Consider the following 21,042-nt stretch of genomic DNA (forward strand, 5'->3'; position numbering starts at 1 on the left):
TGCCGGATGGCGCTGCGCTTGTCCGGCCTACGTAACCCCGTAGGCCGGACAAGACGAAATCGCTACTGCAATTGAGCGGCAACCAACGGCCAGCGGGTGTCAAAATCATCCGTTGGGCGGTATTTAAATTCGCTACGCACAAACCGGGACAGCATACCTTCGCAGAAAGCCAGTAACTGGCTGGCCAGCAGCGTTTCATCCACGGTGTAGCCTTCACCTTCACGCATTCTTTTTTCTCGCAGAACCTGGCGCAACTGCGCTTCAATGCGCTCAAAAAGTTGGTTAATGCGACCTTGCAGACGGTCTTGCTCGAACATCAACGCGTGTCCGGTCAGAATTCGTGTCAGGCCTGGATTACGCTCACCAAACCCTAAAATCAGCAGAACGATCAGACGCAGACGCGCGTTGGTGTCTTTTTCATCTTTCAAAATCAGATTGATACGCGTAATCAGACTATCTTCGATAAACTCAATCAGGCTATCGAACATACGGGTCTTGCTGGGGAAATGGCGATACAATGCCGCTTCGGATACGCCAACTGAGGCTGCCAGCTTTGCTGTGGTGATGCGTTGGCTACCATCGCTGGACTCAAGCATCAGTGCCAGAGACTGAAGTATTTCTTCGCGACGATTCCTTTTCGCAGTTTGCTTTTCTACCATGTTACAAAATACCCCTGAAAATAAGCTCTTGCCAGGCAGGCATCCACACAGCGACCGCAAACTGTTGTTTGCGGTGTGTTATTGCGTTATTACGCTATGGGATACTTTTCTGCGGGTTACTTGCGCCCGGAATGGCCGAAGCCACCTTCGCCACGATCGGTGGCTTCAAATTCTTCCACCAGATTAAATTCAGCCTGCACGACCGGTACAAATACCATCTGCGCGATACGTTCGCCCGGCTCAATAGTGAAGCTGTCCTGACCACGGTTCCAGACGGACACCATCAGTTGGCCCTGGTAGTCGGAATCAATCAAACCAACCAGATTGCCCAGCACGATACCGTGCTTATGACCCAGCCCGGAGCGCGGGAGCATTACCGCTGCCAGAGAAGGATCGGCAATGTGGATAGCTAACCCGGTTGGCACCAGCGTTGTTGCGCCCGGCGCCAGCTCTACGGCGTCATCAAGACAAGCACGCAGGTCAAGTCCGGCAGAACCAGAAGTGGCGTACGTCGGGAGCGGAAATTGTTGCCCTACGCGCGGGTCCAGAATCTTAACGTCGATTTTTTTCATCATAACGGGTCACGATCTCGTCGAGTAATAATTGGCCCAGGAGTTCTTTACGCTCAAGCGGTAAGACTTTGTCTCCATCCTGCCAAAAAAGGTGTAATGCGTTGCTATCGCTGTTAAACCCTTGAGTTGACAGCGAAACGTCGTTCGCACAGATCACATCAAGGTTTTTGCGGATGCGTTTTTGCCGGGCATATTCTTCCACATTATTTGTTTCGGCGGCAAACCCAACGACAAAAGGACGGTTAGCATCCAGTGCGGCAACACCGGCGATAATGTCCGGATTTTTGACCATTTTTACTGTTAATTCATCACCCTGCGTCGCTTGTTTTTTTATTTTTTCGTGGGCGACAGTTTCAGCGCGATAATCAGCGACTGCAGCGCAGCCGATAAAAATATGCTGTTGTTGCACCGTAGACTGCACAGCGGCTTCCATTTCCAGCGCGGTCATCACATCAACCCGTTGAACAAATGGTGGTGTGGATAACGAAACGGGACCCGATACCAGTGTGACGTTTGCACCGCGCTTTGCGGCAGCGGCCGCGATCGCAAACCCCATCTTCCCGGAACTGTGGTTGGAAATATAACGCACGGGATCAAGCGGTTCACGCGTCGGACCCGCCGTAATCATGATGTTGAGATGTTGCAGATCGTTGACAGGTGAAAAATGTTCTGCCGCCATATCCACAATCGTTAACGGATCCAGCATGCGCCCAGGGCCGATATCACCACATGCCTGACTACCGCTGTCAGGACCCCAAATGAGTAAACCGCGTGAGGCAAGAATACCCAGGTTGTGCTGGGTCGCGGCAGCGCGGTACATCTGCTGGTTCATGGCTGGCAGTACAGCAACAGGAGCAGGCGTTGCCAGACAAATCGTTGACACCAGGTCGTTGGCCATACCTGCGGCGACACGAGCAATCAGGTCTGCAGTAGCGGGTGCCAGGATGACCAAATCGGCCCATTTCCCCAGCTCGATGTGGCCCATCGCGGCTTCGGCTGCGGGGTCAAGCAGGCTGTCGGAAACGGGATAACCTGAAACCGCCTGTAAACTCAGGGGAGTAATAAATGCTTTTGCCGCTTCGGTCATCGCCACGCGGACGTCAGCGCCGCGTTCCCGTAAACGACGCACCAACTCAGGGGTCTTGTACGCAGCAATACCGCCACTGACGCCAAGTACGATTTTTTTACCGGCCAGGCTCATCATAATCTTTCCTGTTGGGTTTCACCAGAAGGCGGATATTTTATCACAATCCGCAATTTGTCGTGCTTTTGACCGTACTCCACTTTGCGAGGCGCTACGAAGAAGTGAAAACAACGCGTCGAATCACCTTCGGTGTTATGCCACTATGCGGACGCGAGAGGAGGGAGAAGCATGGAAAATACAGGAAGTATGATGCCCCGGGAAAAGCTGTTGGCGCAGGGGGCCAGTTCTCTGACCGATGTTGAGCTTTTGGCTCTTTTTTTACGTACCGGCATGCAGGGTAAAGATGTGCTTACGCTGGCGAAAGAGATGCTTCAGCATTTTGAGTCGCTGTATGGCCTGTTGTCTGCTGATTACATGGATTTTAGCTATGTTCAGGGAATCGGTATCGCGAAGTACGCGCAGTTGAAGGGGATTGCGGAGCTGGCAAGACGCTACTACAACGTGCGAATGATAGAGGAGCGGGCTCTACTTAGTCCGGAAATGGCGCGTGAATTTCTGCAAAGCCAGCTTTCGCAAGAGGAACGCGAGATCTTTTTGGTGATCTTTATGGATTCTCAACATCGCGTGATTAAACACAGCAAACTTTTTTCCGGTACGCTTAGCCATGTCGAGGTGCATCCGAGAGAAATTGTCCGTGAAGCGATAAAAATGAATGCTTCTGCGGTGATCCTTGCGCATAATCACCCTTCGGGGTGTGCAGAGCCGAGTAAAGCAGATAAACTCATCACCGAGCGTGTTGTGAAATGCTGTCAGTTCATGGATATCCGGGTGCTTGATCATCTGGTCATTGGGCGCGGAGAGTACGTTTCTTTTGCGGAACGCGGTTGGATTTAACGCACTTTACGCGATCCATCGGGATCTTTGTCTGTTCGGGACTTGAGCACATCGCTGACTCAGCGTATACTACGCCACCTTTGAGAATCTCGGGTTTGGCATTTGGGCCTGGCAATCGAGAGTTCGCAAATACGCAAAATCATTCTTGTTGCGTCCAATGACGAGGCAACATTGAAAGATTAAGTGTATTGAACTGCGATAACCGGGCTGAGAAGCCTGACGAGGCGCCAATACCCCATACGAAGCTCGAGCTAATTTGATTTTTGGAGAATAGACATGTCCCGAGTCTGCCAAGTTACTGGCAAGCGTCCGGTGACCGGTAACAACCGTTCCCACGCACTGAACGCGACTAAACGCCGTTTCCTGCCTAACCTGCACTCTCACCGTTTTTGGGTTGAGAGCGAGAAGCGTTTTGTCACCCTGCGTGTATCTGCTAAAGGTATGCGTGTTATTGATAAGAAAGGCATCGAAACAGTTCTGTCTGAACTGCGTGCCCGTGGCGAAAAGTACTAAGTACTAAGAGGAAATAAATCATGGCTAAAGGTATTCGTGAGAAAATCAAGCTGGTTTCTTCTGCTGGTACTGGTCACTTCTATACCACTACGAAGAACAAACGTACTAAGCCGGAAAAACTGGAACTGAAAAAGTTCGATCCAGTTGTTCGTCAGCACGTTTTATACAAAGAAGCGAAAATCAAATAATTTTCGTTTTGATGTAAAGAAAAACCCTGCCTCGGCGGGGTTTTTTGTTTTCTGGCCGTCCCCATATTAATGAGACCTGACATACCGCCGGAGATACTATGCCTGAATTACCTGAAGTCGAAACCAGCCGCCGTGGTATTGAGCCGCATCTGGTGGGGGCAACGATTATGCACGCGACGGTGCGTAACGGTCGTTTGCGTTGGCCAGTATCTGAGGAAATCTATCGTCTGAGTGATCAACCTGTCCTCAGCGTACAGCGGCGCGCGAAATACCTGCTGCTAGAACTGGCGGATGGCTGGATAATCATTCATCTGGGGATGTCGGGTAGCTTGCGTATCCTTCCTGAAGAGCTTCCGGCAGACAAGCACGACCACGTTGACTTAGTGATGAGCAACGGCAAAGTTCTGCGTTATACCGATCCCCGCCGCTTTGGCGCCTGGCTGTGGACTAAAGAACTGGATGGACATAATGTCCTCGCTCATCTTGGCCCTGAGCCGCTGAGCGATGATTTCAACGCCAATTATCTACAGCAGAAATGTGCGAAGAAGAAAACGGCGATTAAACCCTGGCTGATGGATAACAAACTGGTGGTGGGTGTGGGTAATATCTACGCCAGCGAGTCGCTATTTGCGGCTGGGATTCATCCTGACCGTCTTGCGTCATCACTGTCGAAAGATGAGTGTGAATTGCTGGTACGCGTTATCAAGGCGGTGTTGCTGCGTTCTATCGAGCAGGGTGGGACGACGCTGAAGGACTTTCTGCAAAGTGACGGTAAGCCTGGCTATTTTGCCCAGGAGCTGCAGGTCTATGGGAGAGAAGGTGAACCGTGTCGTGCATGCGGCGCACCGATTGTTGCGACAAAACACGCCCAGCGTACAACGTTCTATTGCCGTCGCTGTCAGAAATAGTGTTATTGCAGGCCGGATGCTGCATCCGGCCTGGTGCATTACTTCAGTTTACTCATTAATGCCTGATGGACGTTTTCCGGCAAAAAGTGCGTCACGTCACCCTGGTGGCGGGCAACTTCTTTCACCAGTGACGATGAGATAAATGACCACTCTTTAGATGGCATCAGAAAAACGCTTTCCAGCTGTGGCATGAGGTGGCGGTTCATATGGGCCAGCTGCATTTCATACTCAAAATCGGCTACCGCGCGCAGGCCACGGATCAGAATGTTCGCCTGATTATCACGGGCAAAGTTTGCCATCAGATCGCTGAATCCCAGCACTTCCACATTGCCAAGATGCGCCGTTGCCTGTTGTGCCAGCTCAACACGCTCTTCCAGAGTAAACATCGGCTTTTTACTGGGACTTGCGGCTATTGCCAGAATCACGTGATCAAACATGCTTGTCGCACGCGTCACGATATCGAGGTGGCCGTTAGTAATAGGATCAAAGGTTCCTGGATAAATCGCCCGTTTTTGCATGACTTGCCTCAATGCGTTTTGGGTGGCAGGTAAGGTTCCAGCAGTTGCAGAAGACGCTGTAGCGCGCCCTGATTTTGATACAGAACTTCAACTGCGTGACGGCCATAAAAATTACGATAATCTGCATCGGTCAGTAAGGAAGAAACCTCTTTCACCAGCGTAGTTGCGTCGGTGACGGTGATCAATCCGCTTGCCTGTTCGAGACGGGCGCAAATATCTTTAAAATTAAACGTATGTGGTCCCATCAACACCGGAATAGCATGCGCTGCCGCTTCCAGCGGGTTGTGTCCACCACGTTCAACCAGTGAACCGCCGACAAAAGCAAGGTCGGCAATGCCATACAGCAACATCAGCTCACCCATGGTATCGCCGATCACAACCTGAGTACCTGATGACGGAACTTCACCCGAAGAACGAGTGGTATAGCTTAGTCCAGCCTGGCGTACGAGGTTAATGGCATCCGGGAACCGTTCTGGATGTCTGGGAACCAGAATCAATAAAAGATTCGGGAACTGATTTAATAACGCCTGATGAGCGGCAATGATGATGCTTTCTTCACCGTCGTGGGTGCTGGTTGCAATCCATACCGGGCGGTGAGGCGCCCATTGACGACGTAATGTCACCGCTTTTGCGGCCAGTTGCGGTGTGACGGATATATCAAACTTCAGGCTGCCAGTAACGGTGACTTGATTGCTTCTGGCGCCAAGCGTAATAAAACGTGCGCCATCTTCTTCGTTTTGTGCGGCAATCAACGTAATTCGACGCAGTAGTCTGCCAACAAATTTACCTAATTTCGCATAACCAGCGGCTGAACGAGCAGAAAGACGTGCGTTGGCAATGACCAGAGGAATGTGGCGCTTATGGAGTGCCGCGATCAGATTTGGCCACAGCTCGGTTTCCATAATTAACACCAGTTTGGGGTCAACTTTATTCAGAAAACGGTTCAGGGCATCCGGTAAATCGTATGGCAAATAAATGTGCTGAACGTCAGTGCCAAAAGCAGATTGTACGCGCTCGGAACCGGTTGGCGTCATGGTGGTTACCGTGATCGGCAAGTCGGGATAACGATGTCGCAGAGCGCGAACTAATGGGATTGCAGCCAGCGTTTCGCCCACAGAAACCGAATGAAGCATGATGCCGCCAGGTTTTAGCGGGCGGCGATAAAAGCCGTAGCGTTCGCCCCAGCGTTTACGGTAGGCCGGAGCCTTACGTCCGCGCACCCAAAGCCGTATCCAGATCAAAGGCTGAATAAGGTAGAAAAGGGCGGTGTAAAGCAATTCGAGCATAATGGTAGCTGACTTATGAATGTGCTGGGGATTCTATGTATTTAACTATGGCTTTACCATCATTTTTATCCAGGTTGTATCAAAACGATGGAATTGGTGAGGGACTGATTTCGCTGATGGCTATTTCAAAAATGCACATGGCCGCATTTATATGTCTTAACCTCTTGTGCGGTGTACGTTTTCTGATGAACTGGTTTCTTTTTTATCTGTATGTTTTTAATGGCTTATTTTGTATTTTGTTCAAAAAATATTCATTTCGGAATGCGTGATAATAAATGATATACTACTGCGCAATTTCAGGTAGCTAGCGGGCAGAAACGTTTCGAAAGCACAGAAAGTCATCTTTGGATGCTTTAGGCAAGGATTACACGATTCTGATGCTTCAAACCTGACATGCCTGGCGACGCGATGCGGATATTAATGCATGAATATTGCTTTTTGTTTGTACAAGTATTTTCCCTATGGTGGGTTACAACGTGATTTCTTGCGGGTAGCGCTGACGGTTGCTTCTCGTGGCCATCATGTTCAGGTATTTACCCAGTCATGGCAGGGCGAGCGTCCGAAAGGGCTGGAGATTATACTCGTCCCCGTCACATCCAGAACGAATCATGGGAAAAACGAGCAATATTATCAGTGGGTTCAGAATTATTTAACTCAACATCCCGTCGATCGTGTCGTTGGTTTTAATAAAATGCCTGGGTTGGATGTGTATTACGCTGCGGACGTTTGCTATGCAGAAAAGGTCGCCCGCGAGAAAGGCTTTTTCTACAAATTGACGCGCAGGTACCGACACTATTCTGCATTTGAAAAAGCCGTATTTCAGCAGGGTGCCGGCACTACGCTTTTGATGTTAACCGATAAGCAAATTGGTGACTTCAAACATCATTACCAAACTGAGAGCCAGCGTTTTTGTATCCTGCCACCAGGAATCTATCCTGACCGAAAGTACAGCCAACAACCTGAAAACAGCCGGCAGGTTGTCAGAGAAAAAAACGGTATTGGTCTCGATCAGTACTTACTCTTACAGGTAGGTTCCGATTTCAAACGCAAAGGCGTGCCAAGAACATTACAGGCGTTGGCTTCTTTGCCTGATGTCATCCGCCACCGCACGCGATTGATGGTTGTTGGTCAGGATAAGGCCGATCGCTATCGCGCTCAGGCTCGTCAATTGGGGGTTGAAGAACAAGTGCAGTTCTTCTCGGGGCGAGACGATGTCGCAGAATTGATGTCTGCTGCTGATTTATTACTTCACCCCGCTGTACAGGAAGCTGCCGGTATTGTCTTGCTAGAAGCTGTAGTTGCCGGGCTACCAGTATTAACTACCGAAGTTTGCGGCTATGCGGGTTATATCAACGCCGCACAATGTGGGGTGGTGATTCCTGAACCTTTTGAGCAGGAAAATCTGAATACAGCACTTTTCGATGCGCTGCAAAATAATGAGCAGAGAAGTCGTTGGGCCGGGAACGCGCGGCATTTTGCTGATACAGAAGATCTCTACAGCCTGGCAGATAAAGCTGCAGATATCATTTTAGGTCCTAAGAATGATTGAATTAAAAGAACCATTTGCCACGCAGTGGCAAGGAAAAGACCCGTTTACTGAAGTCACTAAGCTGGATGGTGAGGTTTTTCGCGCTCTGGAAACACGGCGTACCCTACGTTTTGAGATGATGGGAAAGGGTTATTTTCTTAAATATCATCATGGAACCACGCTTAAAGAAGTGGTGAAGAACCTTATATCTCTGCGTATGCCTGTACTGGGTGCCGACCGTGAGTGGCTGGCGATTCACCGCTTAAAAGAACTGAATGTTGATACTATGACAGGGGTTGCATTTGGTCAAAAAGGTCTGAATCCGTTAGAGCGAACCTCGTTTATCATCACTGAGGACCTTTCTCCCGCCATCAGCCTTGAAGATTTTTGTGCCGGGTGGGGAGTTGAGCGTCCTGATTTTGTATTAAAACGGACCATTATTACCCGTGTGGCAGAAATGGTGGGTAAAATGCATCGAGGTGGAGTAAATCATCGGGATTGCTATATTTGCCATTTTTTACTCCAACAACCGATGCCAGAAAATATTGCGGATATCAAACTTTCCGTAATCGATCTGCATCGTGCACAAATTCGTCAACATGTACCGCGCCGCTGGCGAGACAAGGACTTGATCGGACTCTATTTCTCTTCACTTGAGATCGGTCTGACGTCCAGAGATATCTACCGTTTTTTACGTGTCTATTTTTCGATGCCACTTCGTGAAATCTTTCGTCAGGAAGTCAGGTTGTTTGAACAGGCTGTCACAAAAGCGCAAAAAATAAGACGAAGAACAATAAGAAAAGCGCTATAAATCACACATAAAGTTTGAGGCCATTTTATTATGAACATTGATTTCCAGAAGCTAGTTATTCAAAAACACGTCATAGACAGCTCTACGCATGAGAAGAGTAAAAAACTAAGTGTTGCGTATGGTGTCGACCGTAATTTTTTATTTGGTTCTGGCATTTCAATGACCTCAGTATTAGTGAATAACCCTGATATTGATATTCACTTTTATATAGCAACAGACTATATAGATGATGATTATCTGGAGAGTGTAAGACGCCTGACCCAAATGTATAGTACAACTGTGACGCTCCTTGTGTTCGATAACACGGTATTTCGTGAACTACCGAGTACGAAATCATGGACTTATGCGATGTACTATCGTTATTTTGCATTTGAATATTTAAGCACAGAATTAAGTTCTGTACTGTATCTTGATGCCGATATTATTTGCAAAGGATCTCTCCGCGAGTTTACCGAAGTTAATTTCCGTGGGGAATATGCGGCTGTCGTCAATGATATCGATGAAGTACGGATTAAATCCGGAAACAGACTCGGTATTCCTGAACTGAGTAACGGTTACTTTAACTCTGGCGTGATATTTGCCAATCTCGAAGCGTGGCGTGAACAGCAGTTGCTGACCAAAGCATTTTCTGTCTTAGATAAACGCCAAAAAGAGCTTCTTTATTTTGATCAGGATGTGCTGAACATCTTGTTTGTCGGTAATGTTATTTTCCTGGGAAGAGACTTTAACTGTATTTATGAAGTCGATCGAGAACTCAAAAACAAAAATGATAAGGTTTATCAGGACTTCATTACCGACGATACGGTATTAATTCACTATACTGGTGTCACTAAACCATGGCATTCATGGGCCAAATACCCGGTGGCTAAGTTTTTTATTGAAGCATATCAGAAATCTGCATGGGCAGAAAAGTCTCTGTTAAACGCAAACACAGCTAGGTTGTATAAACGTAAGTCACGACATGAAAGAGTGCAACGAAAATATATCCGTTCAGTGCTAAGTCATGTTATGTATATAAAAAATAAGTTACATAACTCCAAGGCTCATTGAAATTAAAGATAGTAACTTATTGATAATAAATTAAATAGGTGTAGCGAATGAACTTTAATTGTCATCAGTCTATAAAAAAGATCCTTGATTTTAATCAAGCACCATCTGAACAAGAAACACAGCTCAATATCGCCTGGGGTGTGGACAAAAATTTTATGTTTGGTGCTGCAATTTCGATGACATCGGTATTATTGAATAATAGAGATTTAAATATCCATTTTCATCTTTTTACTGACTACATTGATGCTGATTACCAGCAGCGGATTGCTAAATTAGCAGAGCAATTTTCCACAAACATCTCAATTTATGTTATGGATGCTAATGGGTTAAAGGTTTTACCAAGTGGCCACGCTTGGTCACACGCAATGTACTTCAGATTTATTGCCTTTGAATATCTTGGTGAGAAAATTGATTCACTTTTATACATTGATGCGGATGTGATGTGCAAAGGTTCACTTTTTGAACTCACGCAGATTGATCTTGGAGAATATGTCGCAGCGGTAATTACTGATGTGGATGATAGCCCTGCCAGAGATATTGAGATAAATAAAGATTATTTCAATTCAGGTGTCATATTTGCAAACCTGAAAAAGTGGAAAGAGCAGAATTTTATCAATGCAGCTTTTGATATCTTATTAGACAAAAATAACAAACTTTCATTTCCGGATCAGGATGTCTTGAATATTCTTTTCTTTAAAAAAGTGATTTTTCTGGAAAGAAGATTTAATGCTATCTATGGTATTAAGCAAGAATTAAAAAGCAAGAACCTTTCGAAATATAAAGAGTATATAACGCCTGAAACGATTCTTATCCATTATATAGGTGTAACTAAACCATGGAATTCATGGGCTAGCTATCCCTCTGCACAGTACTTTGTTGAAGCCTGGAAGGCTTCGCCTTGGGCGGATGTTCCACTGCTACCAGCCAGAACGCCAAAACAGTATAAAAAGAAATCACGCCATGAAAGATTACAAGGGAAGTATTTCGCCTCGGTAATAAGCTATATTGGTTATTTGCGTGAAAAATTAAAAAGTAAGTAAAAAAACTCCCGTAAGGGAGTTTTTTATTAACGTAATTTAGTCTTAAGGTATTTCAAATACCATTTGAATGAGGTGAAATAATTCCCTTTTTTAGCTTCCTGGCGTGAATAGACCCGGTAATCAGTAGGTCTCATGCGTGGAGCATAAGAACGCATTTCTGTGTTTCGCCATGGTGTGAAATGATGGTAGAAAAGATAAAGTTGCTGTGAAAGCCCAGTATGTTCTTTATACCAGGGTTTTCTCCCACCAGTAAAATGAATAATGCGAGGCAGGATATCTTTTTGGTAAAAAAAGGTATCTTTTTGCTGGTCTGTGAACCAGTTAAATAAGAAATTCCATCGCTTATCAATAAATTTAACGTTACCGTTCATTGCGACGTTCAGTGCATCCTGATCAAAGTAAGGTAAGGATTTACCTTGTTCAAATAACACTGTATTTGCTTTATTTTCAATGTCAAACTTGATCCAGTTTTCAATGTTAATATATAAAAAACCAGCATTGAAATAATGACCAGTACTGAGGCTCAGACGTTTGGCATTTTTTGTATCATGAATATCGAGAGAATCATGGCTGACAGCGCAAATGACATTGCTAATATCAATGCTGTTAATATCATTGAGCTTATCAAAACATAGTGTATCAGCATCTAAATAGATAAAATGTTCAACCTTATCTTTAAGTAAGCGCGGTACGGCCAGACGCATATAGGTAGAACGGTTCAGGTGTTTGATTGCAAAGTCATTGTTATACTTTTCAATCTCTTCCTTATCGATATTAATAACCTGAATTTTATCACTGGTAGAACGTAGTTTATTGATTTCTTCATCTGTAACGTCATAGACAAAGACGAAAAATGACAGGTTTTGCCCCGGATTATTCATTATGACAGACATAATGGACACTGCTACATATTCCAGATAATTGGCATCTGTACAGTAAGCAATGTTAATAACGTTTTTTTGGCTGTCCATTTATGCTTTCTCATTACCTTTTATATTGTCACTATCATGAAGTACCTTATCGATAGCGTCAATCACAGCTTGCTCCGGTATCCATGTTAGATATTTTTTAGATCTGTCGAGTTTATCTCGAGAAGGCATCGGATGATAATCGCCAGCCCAAATCAATAAAGCTTTATTTGACCATGGCTTCCACTGTTGATAATTGGTGGCACCAAACAGGCAGACCTGCGGTGTCTTTAGCGCCGCTGCCATATGCATAGGAGCAGAATCGACGCCAATGTACAGAACTGCATGATCGATCAATGCAGCCAATTGCAAAAAGGTGGTTTTACCTGCCAGCGTCAGATCAGGGGAGGATTGACACAGTTCAGCAATGCGCTGAACCTGCTGCTGCTCACTTAGCGCTGGCCCACAGGTAAGATAAACATGCAGACCACGCCGATGAAGGTGGTCTATAACATGCGCAAATTTTTCATCGTCCCAGCATTTAAACTCTTGTCTGGCAGTGGGTTGAATAACGACATATTTTTGTGAAGGCAATTCCGGGAGTAGGGTAACTAAATGTTGATAGTCGTCAGGGCGATAACAAAGAGACATCTCTTTCTTCAGTTCTGTTTCGCTAAACCCAATACCTTTTAGAATAGATAAATTTTGTTCAACAATATGCGTTCCAATGGATGGCGTTACTCGCGTAAAAAGTCGGTTCCACTGATCTTTTTCGCGCTCAAAAGCAATTGAAGGGCAACGCAAAGAGGCTATAAGAGCGCCGATCGGCCATTGTTCGGTGAGGTTAACGATCAGGTCGTAGTGATTTTTCTTCAGTTTTTGACGCACTGAAAGGTAATTTTTCACTGTTGACAGCAGGCCTTGCTTTTTCTCAATCAGATAAAAATTATTGATATCTTTATGGGCGGCTAAGATTGCTTTGGTATCTTTATAGAGCAGCAAATCGATCTTAGCTTGCGGATAACGAGCCCGAATGCTGGCAATAACAGGTGTAGTTAGCAGAACATCCCCATAAAACTTGAGCTTGCAAATAAGAATCCGGTCAACTTTTTCAAACATGTTAAAATCCCTTTCGCAAGAATAAGCTTTTGCAAGCAGATATTATCTTATATCTTGTTTCAGAAATAGAACGATCGATATGGGGGTATTTCATCTTCAGAATTATTTTCTTCTTAACGATTTTCGTATCGCAGCATGCAAGTGCATTCTGAATGTCATTTAGCATACTCTCGCTATAGCGATAATAGCCTTTTTTCTTGCGTAAAAGTTTACGTCCTTCGAGAAAGCAATTGATAATCATAAATGTCGCAACAGTACGCTTGGAACTATTTTCATTAATATATTTATACATTTTTCGCATAGCAAAGAAAATGCTGTCAGCGTCACTATCAATAATGTTCTCGGTAATACTTTTATCGTTTACTCGGTAGTAATATAACTTATTCTCGATTTTTAGAATCTTATGACATTTAAAATACTGGAATGGACAAAAAATCATGTCTTCGTAGCGATGATGTTCCTCGAACTTATCGCTACCAATGATATTACGGTGAAAGATTTTTGTCATCAGATGCCATTGCCCTGCCTTGAATATTGGTAATAGAGGGGCGTAATTGTCATCTGATAAGATTATTTCGCGCTGGGTAATGTTGTTTTCCATTTTCGGCGCGTTCTTATACAAATTGTTTATATCTCGAGTTAAGTTAAATTCGATGATGTCATATTTTTCGTCTCTTAACTTAGGCAGGAGAATTGTAAAATAATTCTGGCAGACAATATCATCACTGTCTACAAAGCCAATATATTTCCCTGTCGCATGAGCAAGCCCAACGTTGCGGGTGATTGCAACACCCTGATTTTTTTGACTTATATATTTAACATTATGACAATCTTTTTCGCGGTAAAACGCATTTATACGCTCTTCGGTTAAATCCGTAGAGCCATCATTAACAATTATTACCTCAACATCATCAGTGATGCTCTGATGTATAGACGCCAACGTCGCTGTGATGAGTTCAGCGTTGTTGTATGTAGGTATAATAATGCTCAGTAAATAACCGGAAGCGTTAACCATGGCATCGTTCTCTTGTTGGATTCGAGCTCAGTACTGCTGCTACACATAACGCCAGCACGCTGCTCAGGGCTTCACCTTTGGCATACAATAATAAATCACTCAAGCCATAGACAGCGATAGCGCCTGAGACGACGAACAACAGAGGACTACGTTGCCAGTAAGCTATTAAAAACATGGCAGTATAGAGCAAGAGTAGCACAACAACACCAGGGATGCCTTTTAGTGAGAAGGTATCAACCATTTCGTTATGCAGGTGGACATCAATGAAGACCAGTGCCCCTTGCAGCGAGGTGTCCTGCACCGCAAGTCGCTGAATTTCTGCTCCGCGTTGTTCGAGTGACTGTCCCCAGTGGTGCACTTTCCCGGCTTCAATACCTGCCCGTTGCATCGCCAGTCTCGCGCCGATAGAAGTATTACTATTGTTTTGATTATAAGAGTGCAGATCAACCAGGAAGTTCTGATAGCGGCTTTCAATGATTGGTTTTAAGGGGATTGCAGCAGCCCCCACCAGTATTACAAAACCCAGCAGTGCCCTTAATAGCATGGTGCGGTTGTGACGATAGTACATCAGGAATAGGCCGACACTCAGGATCGGGTATACCAAAATAGCGGCTCGAGTTTGCGTTGTGATGATGACTGCCAGCGATATCAAAAAATGTAACAGATAGAGTGCAACAGTGTGTTTTAGACGCAGATTAATAATGGCCTGAGAGGCTAATAATGCAATTAGCGTCAGAGCGTAGGCTGTGCCGGTTTGGTGTTCAAAGCCCAGCGCAACACGGTAGGTCATAATATCTGGTGCCCCGGCGACCTCGTAGCCTGCGAAAAGATACAGACCTATTGCTGTAAGAATTGTCCAGATACTGGTGATGCGAGTTGTGTTGGCACATGGCTCTCGCGATGCCAAAGCGGTCATAACCAGTGCGGCAAAAATCATCACTTTGCCACCGTTCTGGTATGACCTATAGGCTCCGGTAAAAGCAGATCCTGGCTGTTTGAATATTTCTACCCAAATAATCTGGAGTAAACCGAAGAGCAACAACATAACAGGTAAAACCAGGTTTTGTTTGTTGCTGCACACATGTTTTATATTTTTGCCTATAAGCGGTAGAGATAGCGCCGTGGAGAAAATAAATACCTTCAGCGATTCATCTGGATTGACCAACACCATCGCAAGCGTTGCCAGGATCCCAGCGTAAAATAAGAAGTATATAAAATCGAATGGGTTATTTCTTATACTACAAATAAAGCGAGAAAACATGTGTTGGCGAAGCATGGTTCATCTCTTAAAGTTAAAGCAAATGATTATCAACTAGCGATATGTTGACTAAGTTAGCATCCAGATCCTGCAATTTTCCGGAATGGCTTTGCTGTGTGTATTGATTCTTCCCATATCCCCCAATCAGTCCGGGATCCGTTGGGCCATACAACGTAATATTGGGGCGATCCAACGCGGCGGTTAAATGGCTCAATCCTGTATCAACCGACACCACAAACTTTGCCCCCGCCAGAATGCGAGCCACATCTTCCAGACTCATTCGCGGCAGGACATCAACGTAGGGAAACCCTTCTGCCAGCCTTTTGGCGCGCTCTTCTTCATGAGGAGCACCCCAGGGGAGTTTAATACGGATGCCCGTATTATTTAACAGGCCAATCAGCTCCCGCCAGTTGGCTTCTGGCCAGTGCTTATCATCACGTGTCGTGGCGTGCAGAAATACAGCATACTGGCCTGCATCAGCCTTATGTTCATTCATAAAATGCTGCGCAATCGCGTAATCACCCTGCAACTGCGGTTTAGCATACCCCAGACTTTTGGCGAACAGTTCACGGGTACGTTCCACCGCGTGCTGCTGTTTGGCTATGTGATGTTTGCGATTATAAAACAGACTTGCCAGCGGTTCGCGGGCTGTGCTCCAGTCCATACCATGCTTGATGCCACGTGCCAGACGTGTCACTAACGCCGCGCTTTTAACCAAACCCTGAGCATCGATTATCGCGTCATACTGCTGTAAACGCACCGCATCACGAAACGCTTTACGCTCGGCTTTAATCGGCGCTGAAAACCAGGCTTTACGCCAGCGACGGATCGCTACTGGAATAACCCGGTCAACGGCTGAATGCCAGGAGGGGATTTGAGCGAACCCTTCTTCCACCACCCAATCAAATTGAATACCCGGAATAGCCTGCTGCGCATCGGTTAATGCGGGCAACGTATGCAGTACATCGCCCATAGACGACGTTTTAACGATCAGAACCCGCATCCGTCAGGCTTCCTCTTGTAACAACAGGTCGTTGAGTTCTTCCAGTACGCGCTGGGGTGTGATGTCAATCAGGCTCTGGTGATAGCCTTCTGCCGCATCGCCCTTACGCACTTTGTGATACCCCGTAATCAGGCGAATGACACGTGCCTTGTGGGAAAGCGGGGGCGTAAAATCCGGGCTGCTTGGACCATACAATGCGACCAGTGGACGGTTCAGTGCTGCGGCCACGTGCATTAATCCAGAATCGTTGGTGACGACCGCTTTGCAGGCGGCGAGCAGAATGACGGCCTGTTCCAGCTGTGTTTCGCCCGCCAGATTACGGCACCAGGCTTGCTGTTCAGTGCTCAGCGTTGCCAGGATCTCATTGCCAGCTTCATGGTCTTTTGCTGAGCCAAACAGCACAATCTGATGGCCTTCATCGATCAACTGCTTCGCCAACTCTGCGTAGTGGTAATGTGGCCAGCGTTTTGCTGGACCAAATTCCGCACCTGGGCAAAAACCGATGATGGGGCGTTCGGCTGAAAGGGAGAACTGGCTACAGGTTAGCGATTTTTCACCCTCACTGACCTGCAACTGTGGCCATAGCAGAGGCTGCGGCAAATCTTTGGCCGTCAGCATCACGCCTTTATCATAAGCCAGAGCCACATAGCGCTCGACCATCAGTGGCCATGCGTCTTTATCCAGTACGCGCGCATCGTTCAGCAGACCGTAGCGCATCTCGCCACGCCAACCGGTACGATGGGGAATACCCGCAAAGAATGGCACCAGAGCGGATTTAAACGAGTTAGGCAGCACATAAGCGCGGTCATAGCGCTTCTCACGCAGACTGTGGCCGAGTTTACGGCGCTCGCCAATCTCCAGCGCGCCGTGCCCCAACGGCATGGCGATAGCTTCGTTGACTTCTGGCATGCGCGACAATAACGGACGGCACCACGCAGGTGCCATCACGTCGATTATCGCCTGGGGATAGCGCGCCTTGAGCGTGCGATAGAGACTTTGCGACATCATCATGTCGCCCACCCAAGACGGGCCAACCACCAAAATCTTCATTCACTTCATCCTTCAAGCTGTCTCTGCGTTGGCTGCCTGCGTTCACTCCGGTCACTTACTCTTGTAAGCTCCCGGAGGTTCACTTAGTTGCCGCCTTGATACCGCTCGAATGATTTTGTGAATTTGTAGCGTTGTCGCGGTTCAGCCAGGCCATATATTCCGTGACGCCTTCGGCGACGGTTTTAAACGGCTTGTCATAGCCCGCTGCGCGCAGGTTCGTCAGATCTGCCTGGGTAAATGCCTGGTAGCGGCCTTTCAGTTTTTCCGGGAATGGAATGTACTCAATGCTGCCTTTTTTGTGGTACGCCAGCGTAGCATCGGCAACGGCCTGGAAAGATTCCGCACGACCTGTACCGAGGTTAAAGATGCCGGAAACCCCATTTTCCAGGAACCACAGGTTTACCGCAGCCACGTCGCCTACATAAACGAAATCACGTTTGAAGTTTTCACTGCCTTCAAACAGTTTTGGCGTTTCGCCATTGTTAAGCTGGGTGTTGAGGTGGAAAGCAACGCTTGCCATGCTGCCTTTGTGGCCTTCACGCGGTCCGTAAACGTTGAAATAGCGGAAGCCAACAATCTGAGAATTGGCTTCTGGCAGGATCTGACGCACGTACTCGTCGAACAGGAATTTTGAGTAGCCGTAGACGTTCAGCGGTTTCTCATATTCACGGGATTCGATGAAATCAGAAGTGCGACCGCCGTAGGTGGCGGCAGAGGACGCGTACAGGAACGGGATTTCACGCTCCAGGCAGTAGTGCAGTAGCTCTTTGGAGTATTGATAGTTGTTGTCCATCATATACTTGCCGTCCCACTCGGTGGTGGAAGAGCATGCGCCTTCGTGGAAAATCGCTTCGATATCGCCGAAATCTTCCCCGGCCATAATCTGGATCAGGAAGTCTTCCTTGTCCATGTAGTCAGCAATATTCAGATCCACCAGGTTAACAAACTTGGTGCCGTCTTTCAGGTTGTCCACCACCAGGATGTCGGTGATGCCTTTATCATTCAGGGACTTAACGATGTTGCTGCCGATAAAGCCCGCGCCGCCGGTAACGATGATCATAAATGTAACCTTCGAATTATGGAGTCAGAGACAATCTCAGACACGAATACTTCTATCATATCACTACATGGCTTAGGCTTCAGCCATTCACCGATAAGCCGTGCGGGTACACGTGATTTATGCTTCATTTTGAAGAAGTGATGATGCGTCATCTCGTATCAACGTATAGCTTTGGGTAATATGTGCTGAAATTTGCCCAGTCTGGAGAATTGAAATGCGTGGGGATTTTTACAAACAGTTAACGAACGATCTCGAAACCGCACGTGCGGAAGGATTGTTTAAAGAAGAACGCATTATTACATCTGCCCAGCAGGCGGATATTACCGTGGCGGATGGAAGCCACGTTATTAACTTTTGTGCGAACAACTATCTGGGGTTGGCTAACCATCCGGAACTGATTGCAGCGGCAAAAGCGGGTATGGATTCTCACGGATTTGGTATGGCTTCGGTTCGCTTTATTTGCGGTACCCAGGACAGCCATAAGCAACTGGAGCAAAAACTGGCGGCATTCCTCGGTATGGAAGATGCCATCCTTTACTCTTCCTGCTTCGACGCCAACGGCGGCCTGTTTGAAACGCTGCTGGGTGCAGAAGACGCAATTATTTCCGATGCCCTGAACCACGCTTCTATCATTGATGGCGTACGTCTGTGTAAAGCAAAACGTTTCCGTTACGCCAACAACGATATGGTGGAACTGGAAGCTCGCCTGAAAGAAGCGCGTGAAGCGGGCGCTCGTCATATCCTGATCGCCACTGATGGCGTGTTCTCTATGGATGGGGTAATCGCTAACCTGAAAGGCGTTTGCGATTTGGCGGATAAATACGACGCGCTGGTCATGGTTGATGATTCCCATGCCGTCGGTTTTGTCGGCGAAAATGGTCGTGGCTCCCATGAATACTGTGACGTGATGGGGCGCGTGGACATCATCACCGGTACGCTGGGTAAAGCACTCGGCGGCGCATCCGGTGGTTACACCGCAGCGCGCAAAGAAGTTGTTGAGTGGCTGCGTCAGCGTTCCCGCCCTTATTTGTTCTCCAACTCACTGGCACCGGCGATTGTTGCGGCTTCCATTAAAGTGCTGGAAATGGTTGAAGCTGGCAGCGATCTGCGCGATCGCCTGTGGGCGAATGCACGTCAGTTCCGCGAGCAAATGTCTGCCGCAGGCTTTACGTTAGCCGGTGCGGATCACGCGATCATCCCGGTTATGCTGGGTGATGCAGTAGTGGCGCAGGCATTCGCCCGCGAGCTGCAAAAAGAGGGGATTTACGTTACCGGATTCTTCTATCCGGTGGTTCCAAAAGGCCAGGCGCGTATCCGTACCCAGATGTCTGCGGCGCATACCCCTGAGCAGATTACGCGTGCTGTTGAGGCGTTCACACGCATTGGTAAACAACTGGGCGTTATTGCCTGAGGATGTGAAATGAAAGCGTTATCCAAACTGAAAGCGGAAGAGGGCATTTGGATGACCGACGTTCCTGAACCGGAAGTCGGTCATAACGATTTGCTGATTAAAATCCGTAAAACAGCCATCTGCGGGACTGACGTTCACATTTATAACTGGGATGAATGGTCGCAAAAAACCATCCCGGTACCGATGGTCGTTGGGCATGAATATGTCGGCGAAGTTGTTGGCATCGGTCAGGAAGTTAAAGGCTTTAAAATCGGCGATCGCGTTTCAGGCGAAGGTCATATCACCTGCGGGCATTGCCGTAACTGCCGCGGTGGGCGTACTCACCTGTGCCGCAATACGACCGGTGTCGGTGTAAACCGCCCTGGCTGCTTTGCGGAGTACCTGGTGATCCCGGCATTTAACGCATTTAAAATCCCGGACAATATCTCCGACGACCTGGCGTCTATCTTCGATCCGTTCGGTAATGCAGTGCACACGGCGCTGTCGTTCGATCTGGTTGGGGAAGATGTGCTGGTTTCCGGTGCGGGTCCAATCGGTATTATGGCGGCAGCGGTCGCGAAGCATGTTGGCGCACGCCACGTGGTGATCACCGACGTTAATGAGTATCGCCTTGAGCTGGCGCGCAAAATGGGTATCACCCGCGCGGTCAACGTGTCGAAAGAGAATCTGACCGACGTGATGGCTGAACTGGGTATGACCGAAGGGTTTGATGTGGGTCTGGAGATGTCCGGGGCGCCGCCAGCGTTTCGCGCCATGCTGGACACCATGAACCACGGTGGCCGTATTGCTATGCTGGGTATTCCGCCATCTGATATGTCAATCGATTGGACCAAAGTTATCTTTAAGGGGCTGTTTATTAAAGGTATCTACGGTCGTGAGATGTTTGAAACCTGGTATAAAATGGCTGCACTGATCCAGTCTGGTCTGGATTTGTCGCCGATCATCACCCATCGATTCTCCATCGATGAATTCCAGCAGGGCTTTGACGCGATGCGTTCAGGCCAGTCAGGGAAAGTGATCCTGAGCTGGGATTAACCGTATCCACCCTGTGGATTCTGTGTGTTGTCCCCGGATGTTGATTATCATTACCGTCCGGGGCTTTTTTGC

Annotated in this window: 22 protein-coding genes; 10 read left to right on the top strand and 12 right to left on the bottom strand. The window is 47.2% G+C overall.

Going from position 1 to position 21,042, the window contains the following annotated elements:
• Nucleotides 1-62: 62 nt before the first annotated feature.
• From slmA to coaBC, 3 genes are all read right to left on the bottom strand, one after another.
• The gene (gene slmA, locus GHC22_RS00565) at nucleotides 63-659 is read right to left on the bottom strand and encodes a nucleoid occlusion factor SlmA (RefSeq protein WP_003827257.1); all 597 of its coding nucleotides are present in this window, start codon (nucleotides 657-659) and stop codon (nucleotides 63-65) included.
• Between the two features lie 116 nt (nucleotides 660-775).
• Nucleotides 776-1,234, bottom strand: coding sequence for a dUTP diphosphatase (dut, locus tag GHC22_RS00570; RefSeq protein WP_003827259.1), 459 nt, complete (start codon nucleotides 1,232-1,234; stop codon nucleotides 776-778).
• Entirely contained in the window at nucleotides 1,212-2,432 is a 1,221-nt protein-coding gene (coaBC, locus tag GHC22_RS00575; RefSeq protein WP_100272877.1) for a bifunctional phosphopantothenoylcysteine decarboxylase/phosphopantothenate--cysteine ligase CoaBC, read from the bottom strand. The genes dut and coaBC overlap by 23 nt, the downstream gene beginning before the upstream one ends.
• A 171-nt stretch (nucleotides 2,433-2,603) precedes the next feature.
• Here coaBC and radC point away from each other — a divergent pair, with 171 nt between their 5' ends.
• From radC to mutM, 4 genes are all read left to right on the top strand, one after another.
• Nucleotides 2,604-3,269, top strand: a complete 666-nt coding sequence (radC, locus tag GHC22_RS00580) for a DNA repair protein RadC (RefSeq protein WP_048227329.1) — start codon at nucleotides 2,604-2,606, stop codon at nucleotides 3,267-3,269.
• Nucleotides 3,270-3,545: 276 nt separating this feature from the next.
• Nucleotides 3,546-3,782, top strand: coding sequence for a 50S ribosomal protein L28 (rpmB, locus tag GHC22_RS00585; RefSeq protein WP_003024071.1), 237 nt, complete (start codon nucleotides 3,546-3,548; stop codon nucleotides 3,780-3,782).
• A gap of 20 nt (nucleotides 3,783-3,802) precedes the next feature.
• Nucleotides 3,803-3,970 carry a 50S ribosomal protein L33 gene (gene rpmG, locus GHC22_RS00590; RefSeq protein ID WP_003024094.1) on the top strand — a complete coding sequence of 56 codons (168 nt, stop codon included), beginning with the start codon at nucleotides 3,803-3,805 and terminating at the stop codon, nucleotides 3,968-3,970.
• A gap of 98 nt (nucleotides 3,971-4,068) precedes the next feature.
• A complete protein-coding gene (gene mutM / locus GHC22_RS00595; protein WP_003827288.1) occupies nucleotides 4,069-4,878 on the top strand; it encodes a bifunctional DNA-formamidopyrimidine glycosylase/DNA-(apurinic or apyrimidinic site) lyase in 810 nt (269 codons plus the stop codon).
• A gap of 38 nt (nucleotides 4,879-4,916) precedes the next feature.
• Here the strand turns inward: mutM and coaD are convergent, their stop codons facing one another.
• Nucleotides 4,917-5,396, bottom strand: a complete 480-nt coding sequence (coaD, locus tag GHC22_RS00600; protein WP_003024099.1) for a pantetheine-phosphate adenylyltransferase — start codon at nucleotides 5,394-5,396, stop codon at nucleotides 4,917-4,919.
• Between the two features lie 8 nt (nucleotides 5,397-5,404).
• Nucleotides 5,405-6,682 carry a lipid IV(A) 3-deoxy-D-manno-octulosonic acid transferase gene (gene waaA / locus GHC22_RS00605; RefSeq protein ID WP_048237015.1) on the bottom strand — a complete coding sequence of 426 codons (1,278 nt, stop codon included), beginning with the start codon at nucleotides 6,680-6,682 and terminating at the stop codon, nucleotides 5,405-5,407.
• 424 nt (nucleotides 6,683-7,106) lie between these two features.
• Between waaA and GHC22_RS00610 the strand changes: the two genes are divergently transcribed.
• The 4 genes from GHC22_RS00610 to GHC22_RS00625 are packed head-to-tail and all read left to right on the top strand — an operon-like array spanning nucleotide 7,107 to nucleotide 11,111.
• Complete coding sequence (locus GHC22_RS00610) at nucleotides 7,107-8,231, top strand: glycosyltransferase family 4 protein (RefSeq protein WP_079934349.1); 1,125 nt, start codon at nucleotides 7,107-7,109, stop codon at nucleotides 8,229-8,231.
• Nucleotides 8,224-9,021 carry a lipopolysaccharide core heptose(I) kinase RfaP gene (gene rfaP / locus GHC22_RS00615; RefSeq protein WP_048215298.1) on the top strand — a complete coding sequence of 266 codons (798 nt, stop codon included), beginning with the start codon at nucleotides 8,224-8,226 and terminating at the stop codon, nucleotides 9,019-9,021. The genes GHC22_RS00610 and rfaP overlap by 8 nt, the downstream gene beginning before the upstream one ends.
• 30 nt (nucleotides 9,022-9,051) lie before the next feature.
• Nucleotides 9,052-10,071: a glycosyltransferase gene (locus tag GHC22_RS00620; RefSeq protein WP_153752026.1), complete on the top strand. Its 1,020-nt coding sequence runs from the start codon at nucleotides 9,052-9,054 to the stop codon at nucleotides 10,069-10,071.
• Between the two features lie 47 nt (nucleotides 10,072-10,118).
• Nucleotides 10,119-11,111 carry a glycosyltransferase gene (locus GHC22_RS00625; RefSeq protein ID WP_153752028.1) on the top strand — a complete coding sequence of 331 codons (993 nt, stop codon included), beginning with the start codon at nucleotides 10,119-10,121 and terminating at the stop codon, nucleotides 11,109-11,111.
• 26 nt (nucleotides 11,112-11,137) lie between these two features.
• Here the strand turns inward: GHC22_RS00625 and GHC22_RS00630 are convergent, their stop codons facing one another.
• The 7 genes from GHC22_RS00630 to rfaD form a co-directional block, all read right to left on the bottom strand.
• Nucleotides 11,138-12,082: a glycosyltransferase family 8 protein gene (locus tag GHC22_RS00630; RefSeq protein WP_153752029.1), complete on the bottom strand. Its 945-nt coding sequence runs from the start codon at nucleotides 12,080-12,082 to the stop codon at nucleotides 11,138-11,140.
• Entirely contained in the window at nucleotides 12,083-13,138 is a 1,056-nt protein-coding gene (gene rfaQ / locus GHC22_RS00635) for a lipopolysaccharide core heptosyltransferase RfaQ (RefSeq protein ID WP_048215302.1), read from the bottom strand.
• Between the two features lies 1 nt (nucleotide 13,139).
• Nucleotides 13,140-14,153, bottom strand: a complete 1,014-nt coding sequence (locus GHC22_RS00640) for a glycosyltransferase family 2 protein (RefSeq protein WP_048215303.1) — start codon at nucleotides 14,151-14,153, stop codon at nucleotides 13,140-13,142.
• Nucleotides 14,146-15,429: an O-antigen ligase gene (locus GHC22_RS00645; RefSeq protein ID WP_194841954.1), complete on the bottom strand. Its 1,284-nt coding sequence runs from the start codon at nucleotides 15,427-15,429 to the stop codon at nucleotides 14,146-14,148. The genes GHC22_RS00640 and GHC22_RS00645 overlap by 8 nt, the downstream gene beginning before the upstream one ends.
• 16 nt (nucleotides 15,430-15,445) lie before the next feature.
• On the bottom strand, nucleotides 15,446-16,414 hold the full coding sequence (gene rfaC, locus GHC22_RS00650) for a lipopolysaccharide heptosyltransferase RfaC (RefSeq protein WP_153752031.1): 969 nt from the start codon (nucleotides 16,412-16,414) through the stop codon (nucleotides 15,446-15,448).
• A 3-nt stretch (nucleotides 16,415-16,417) separates the two neighbouring features.
• Nucleotides 16,418-17,464, bottom strand: coding sequence for an ADP-heptose--LPS heptosyltransferase RfaF (gene rfaF, locus GHC22_RS00655; RefSeq protein WP_071446339.1), 1,047 nt, complete (start codon nucleotides 17,462-17,464; stop codon nucleotides 16,418-16,420).
• A 79-nt stretch (nucleotides 17,465-17,543) separates the two neighbouring features.
• The gene (gene rfaD, locus GHC22_RS00660) at nucleotides 17,544-18,524 is read right to left on the bottom strand and encodes an ADP-glyceromanno-heptose 6-epimerase (RefSeq protein ID WP_048227317.1); all 981 of its coding nucleotides are present in this window, start codon (nucleotides 18,522-18,524) and stop codon (nucleotides 17,544-17,546) included.
• Between the two features lie 214 nt (nucleotides 18,525-18,738).
• On the opposite strand from rfaD, the gene kbl reads away from it, so the two are divergent.
• Both kbl and tdh read left to right on the top strand, forming a co-directional pair.
• Nucleotides 18,739-19,935 (top strand): glycine C-acetyltransferase, encoded by a 1,197-nt coding sequence (gene kbl / locus GHC22_RS00665; protein WP_003827313.1) that lies wholly within the window; start codon nucleotides 18,739-18,741, stop codon nucleotides 19,933-19,935.
• Nucleotides 19,936-19,944: 9 nt separating this feature from the next.
• A complete protein-coding gene (gene tdh, locus GHC22_RS00670; RefSeq protein WP_003024132.1) occupies nucleotides 19,945-20,970 on the top strand; it encodes an L-threonine 3-dehydrogenase in 1,026 nt (341 codons plus the stop codon).
• The last annotated feature ends 72 nt before the right edge of the window (nucleotides 20,971-21,042 follow it).

It is taken from the genome of Citrobacter sp. H12-3-2, from assembly GCF_009649895.1.
In the GTDB taxonomy this organism is placed as follows: Bacteria; Pseudomonadota; Gammaproteobacteria; order Enterobacterales; family Enterobacteriaceae; genus Citrobacter; species Citrobacter portucalensis.

Coding starts and splice junctions, on each gene's coding strand:
- slmA (WP_003827257.1), bottom strand. CDS start 659: ATGGTAGAAAAGCAAACTGCGAAAAGGAATCGTCGCGAAGAAATACTT.
- dut (WP_003827259.1), bottom strand. CDS start 1,234: ATGATGAAAAAAATCGACGTTAAGATTCTGGACCCGCGCGTAGGGCAA.
- coaBC (WP_100272877.1), bottom strand. CDS start 2,432: ATGAGCCTGGCCGGTAAAAAAATCGTACTTGGCGTCAGTGGCGGTATT.
- radC (WP_048227329.1), top strand. CDS start 2,604: ATGGAAAATACAGGAAGTATGATGCCCCGGGAAAAGCTGTTGGCGCAG.
- rpmB (WP_003024071.1), top strand. CDS start 3,546: ATGTCCCGAGTCTGCCAAGTTACTGGCAAGCGTCCGGTGACCGGTAAC.
- rpmG (WP_003024094.1), top strand. CDS start 3,803: ATGGCTAAAGGTATTCGTGAGAAAATCAAGCTGGTTTCTTCTGCTGGT.
- mutM (WP_003827288.1), top strand. CDS start 4,069: ATGCCTGAATTACCTGAAGTCGAAACCAGCCGCCGTGGTATTGAGCCG.
- coaD (WP_003024099.1), bottom strand. CDS start 5,396: ATGCAAAAACGGGCGATTTATCCAGGAACCTTTGATCCTATTACTAAC.
- waaA (WP_048237015.1), bottom strand. CDS start 6,682: ATGCTCGAATTGCTTTACACCGCCCTTTTCTACCTTATTCAGCCTTTG.
- GHC22_RS00610 (WP_079934349.1), top strand. CDS start 7,107: ATGAATATTGCTTTTTGTTTGTACAAGTATTTTCCCTATGGTGGGTTA.
- rfaP (WP_048215298.1), top strand. CDS start 8,224: ATGATTGAATTAAAAGAACCATTTGCCACGCAGTGGCAAGGAAAAGAC.
- GHC22_RS00620 (WP_153752026.1), top strand. CDS start 9,052: ATGAACATTGATTTCCAGAAGCTAGTTATTCAAAAACACGTCATAGAC.
- GHC22_RS00625 (WP_153752028.1), top strand. CDS start 10,119: ATGAACTTTAATTGTCATCAGTCTATAAAAAAGATCCTTGATTTTAAT.
- GHC22_RS00630 (WP_153752029.1), bottom strand. CDS start 12,082: ATGGACAGCCAAAAAAACGTTATTAACATTGCTTACTGTACAGATGCC.
- rfaQ (WP_048215302.1), bottom strand. CDS start 13,138: ATGTTTGAAAAAGTTGACCGGATTCTTATTTGCAAGCTCAAGTTTTAT.
- GHC22_RS00640 (WP_048215303.1), bottom strand. CDS start 14,153: ATGGTTAACGCTTCCGGTTATTTACTGAGCATTATTATACCTACATAC.
- GHC22_RS00645 (WP_194841954.1), bottom strand. CDS start 15,429: ATGCTTCGCCAACACATGTTTTCTCGCTTTATTTGTAGTATAAGAAAT.
- rfaC (WP_153752031.1), bottom strand. CDS start 16,414: ATGCGGGTTCTGATCGTTAAAACGTCGTCTATGGGCGATGTACTGCAT.
- rfaF (WP_071446339.1), bottom strand. CDS start 17,464: ATGAAGATTTTGGTGGTTGGCCCGTCTTGGGTGGGCGACATGATGATG.
- rfaD (WP_048227317.1), bottom strand. CDS start 18,524: ATGATCATCGTTACCGGCGGCGCGGGCTTTATCGGCAGCAACATCGTT.
- kbl (WP_003827313.1), top strand. CDS start 18,739: ATGCGTGGGGATTTTTACAAACAGTTAACGAACGATCTCGAAACCGCA.
- tdh (WP_003024132.1), top strand. CDS start 19,945: ATGAAAGCGTTATCCAAACTGAAAGCGGAAGAGGGCATTTGGATGACC.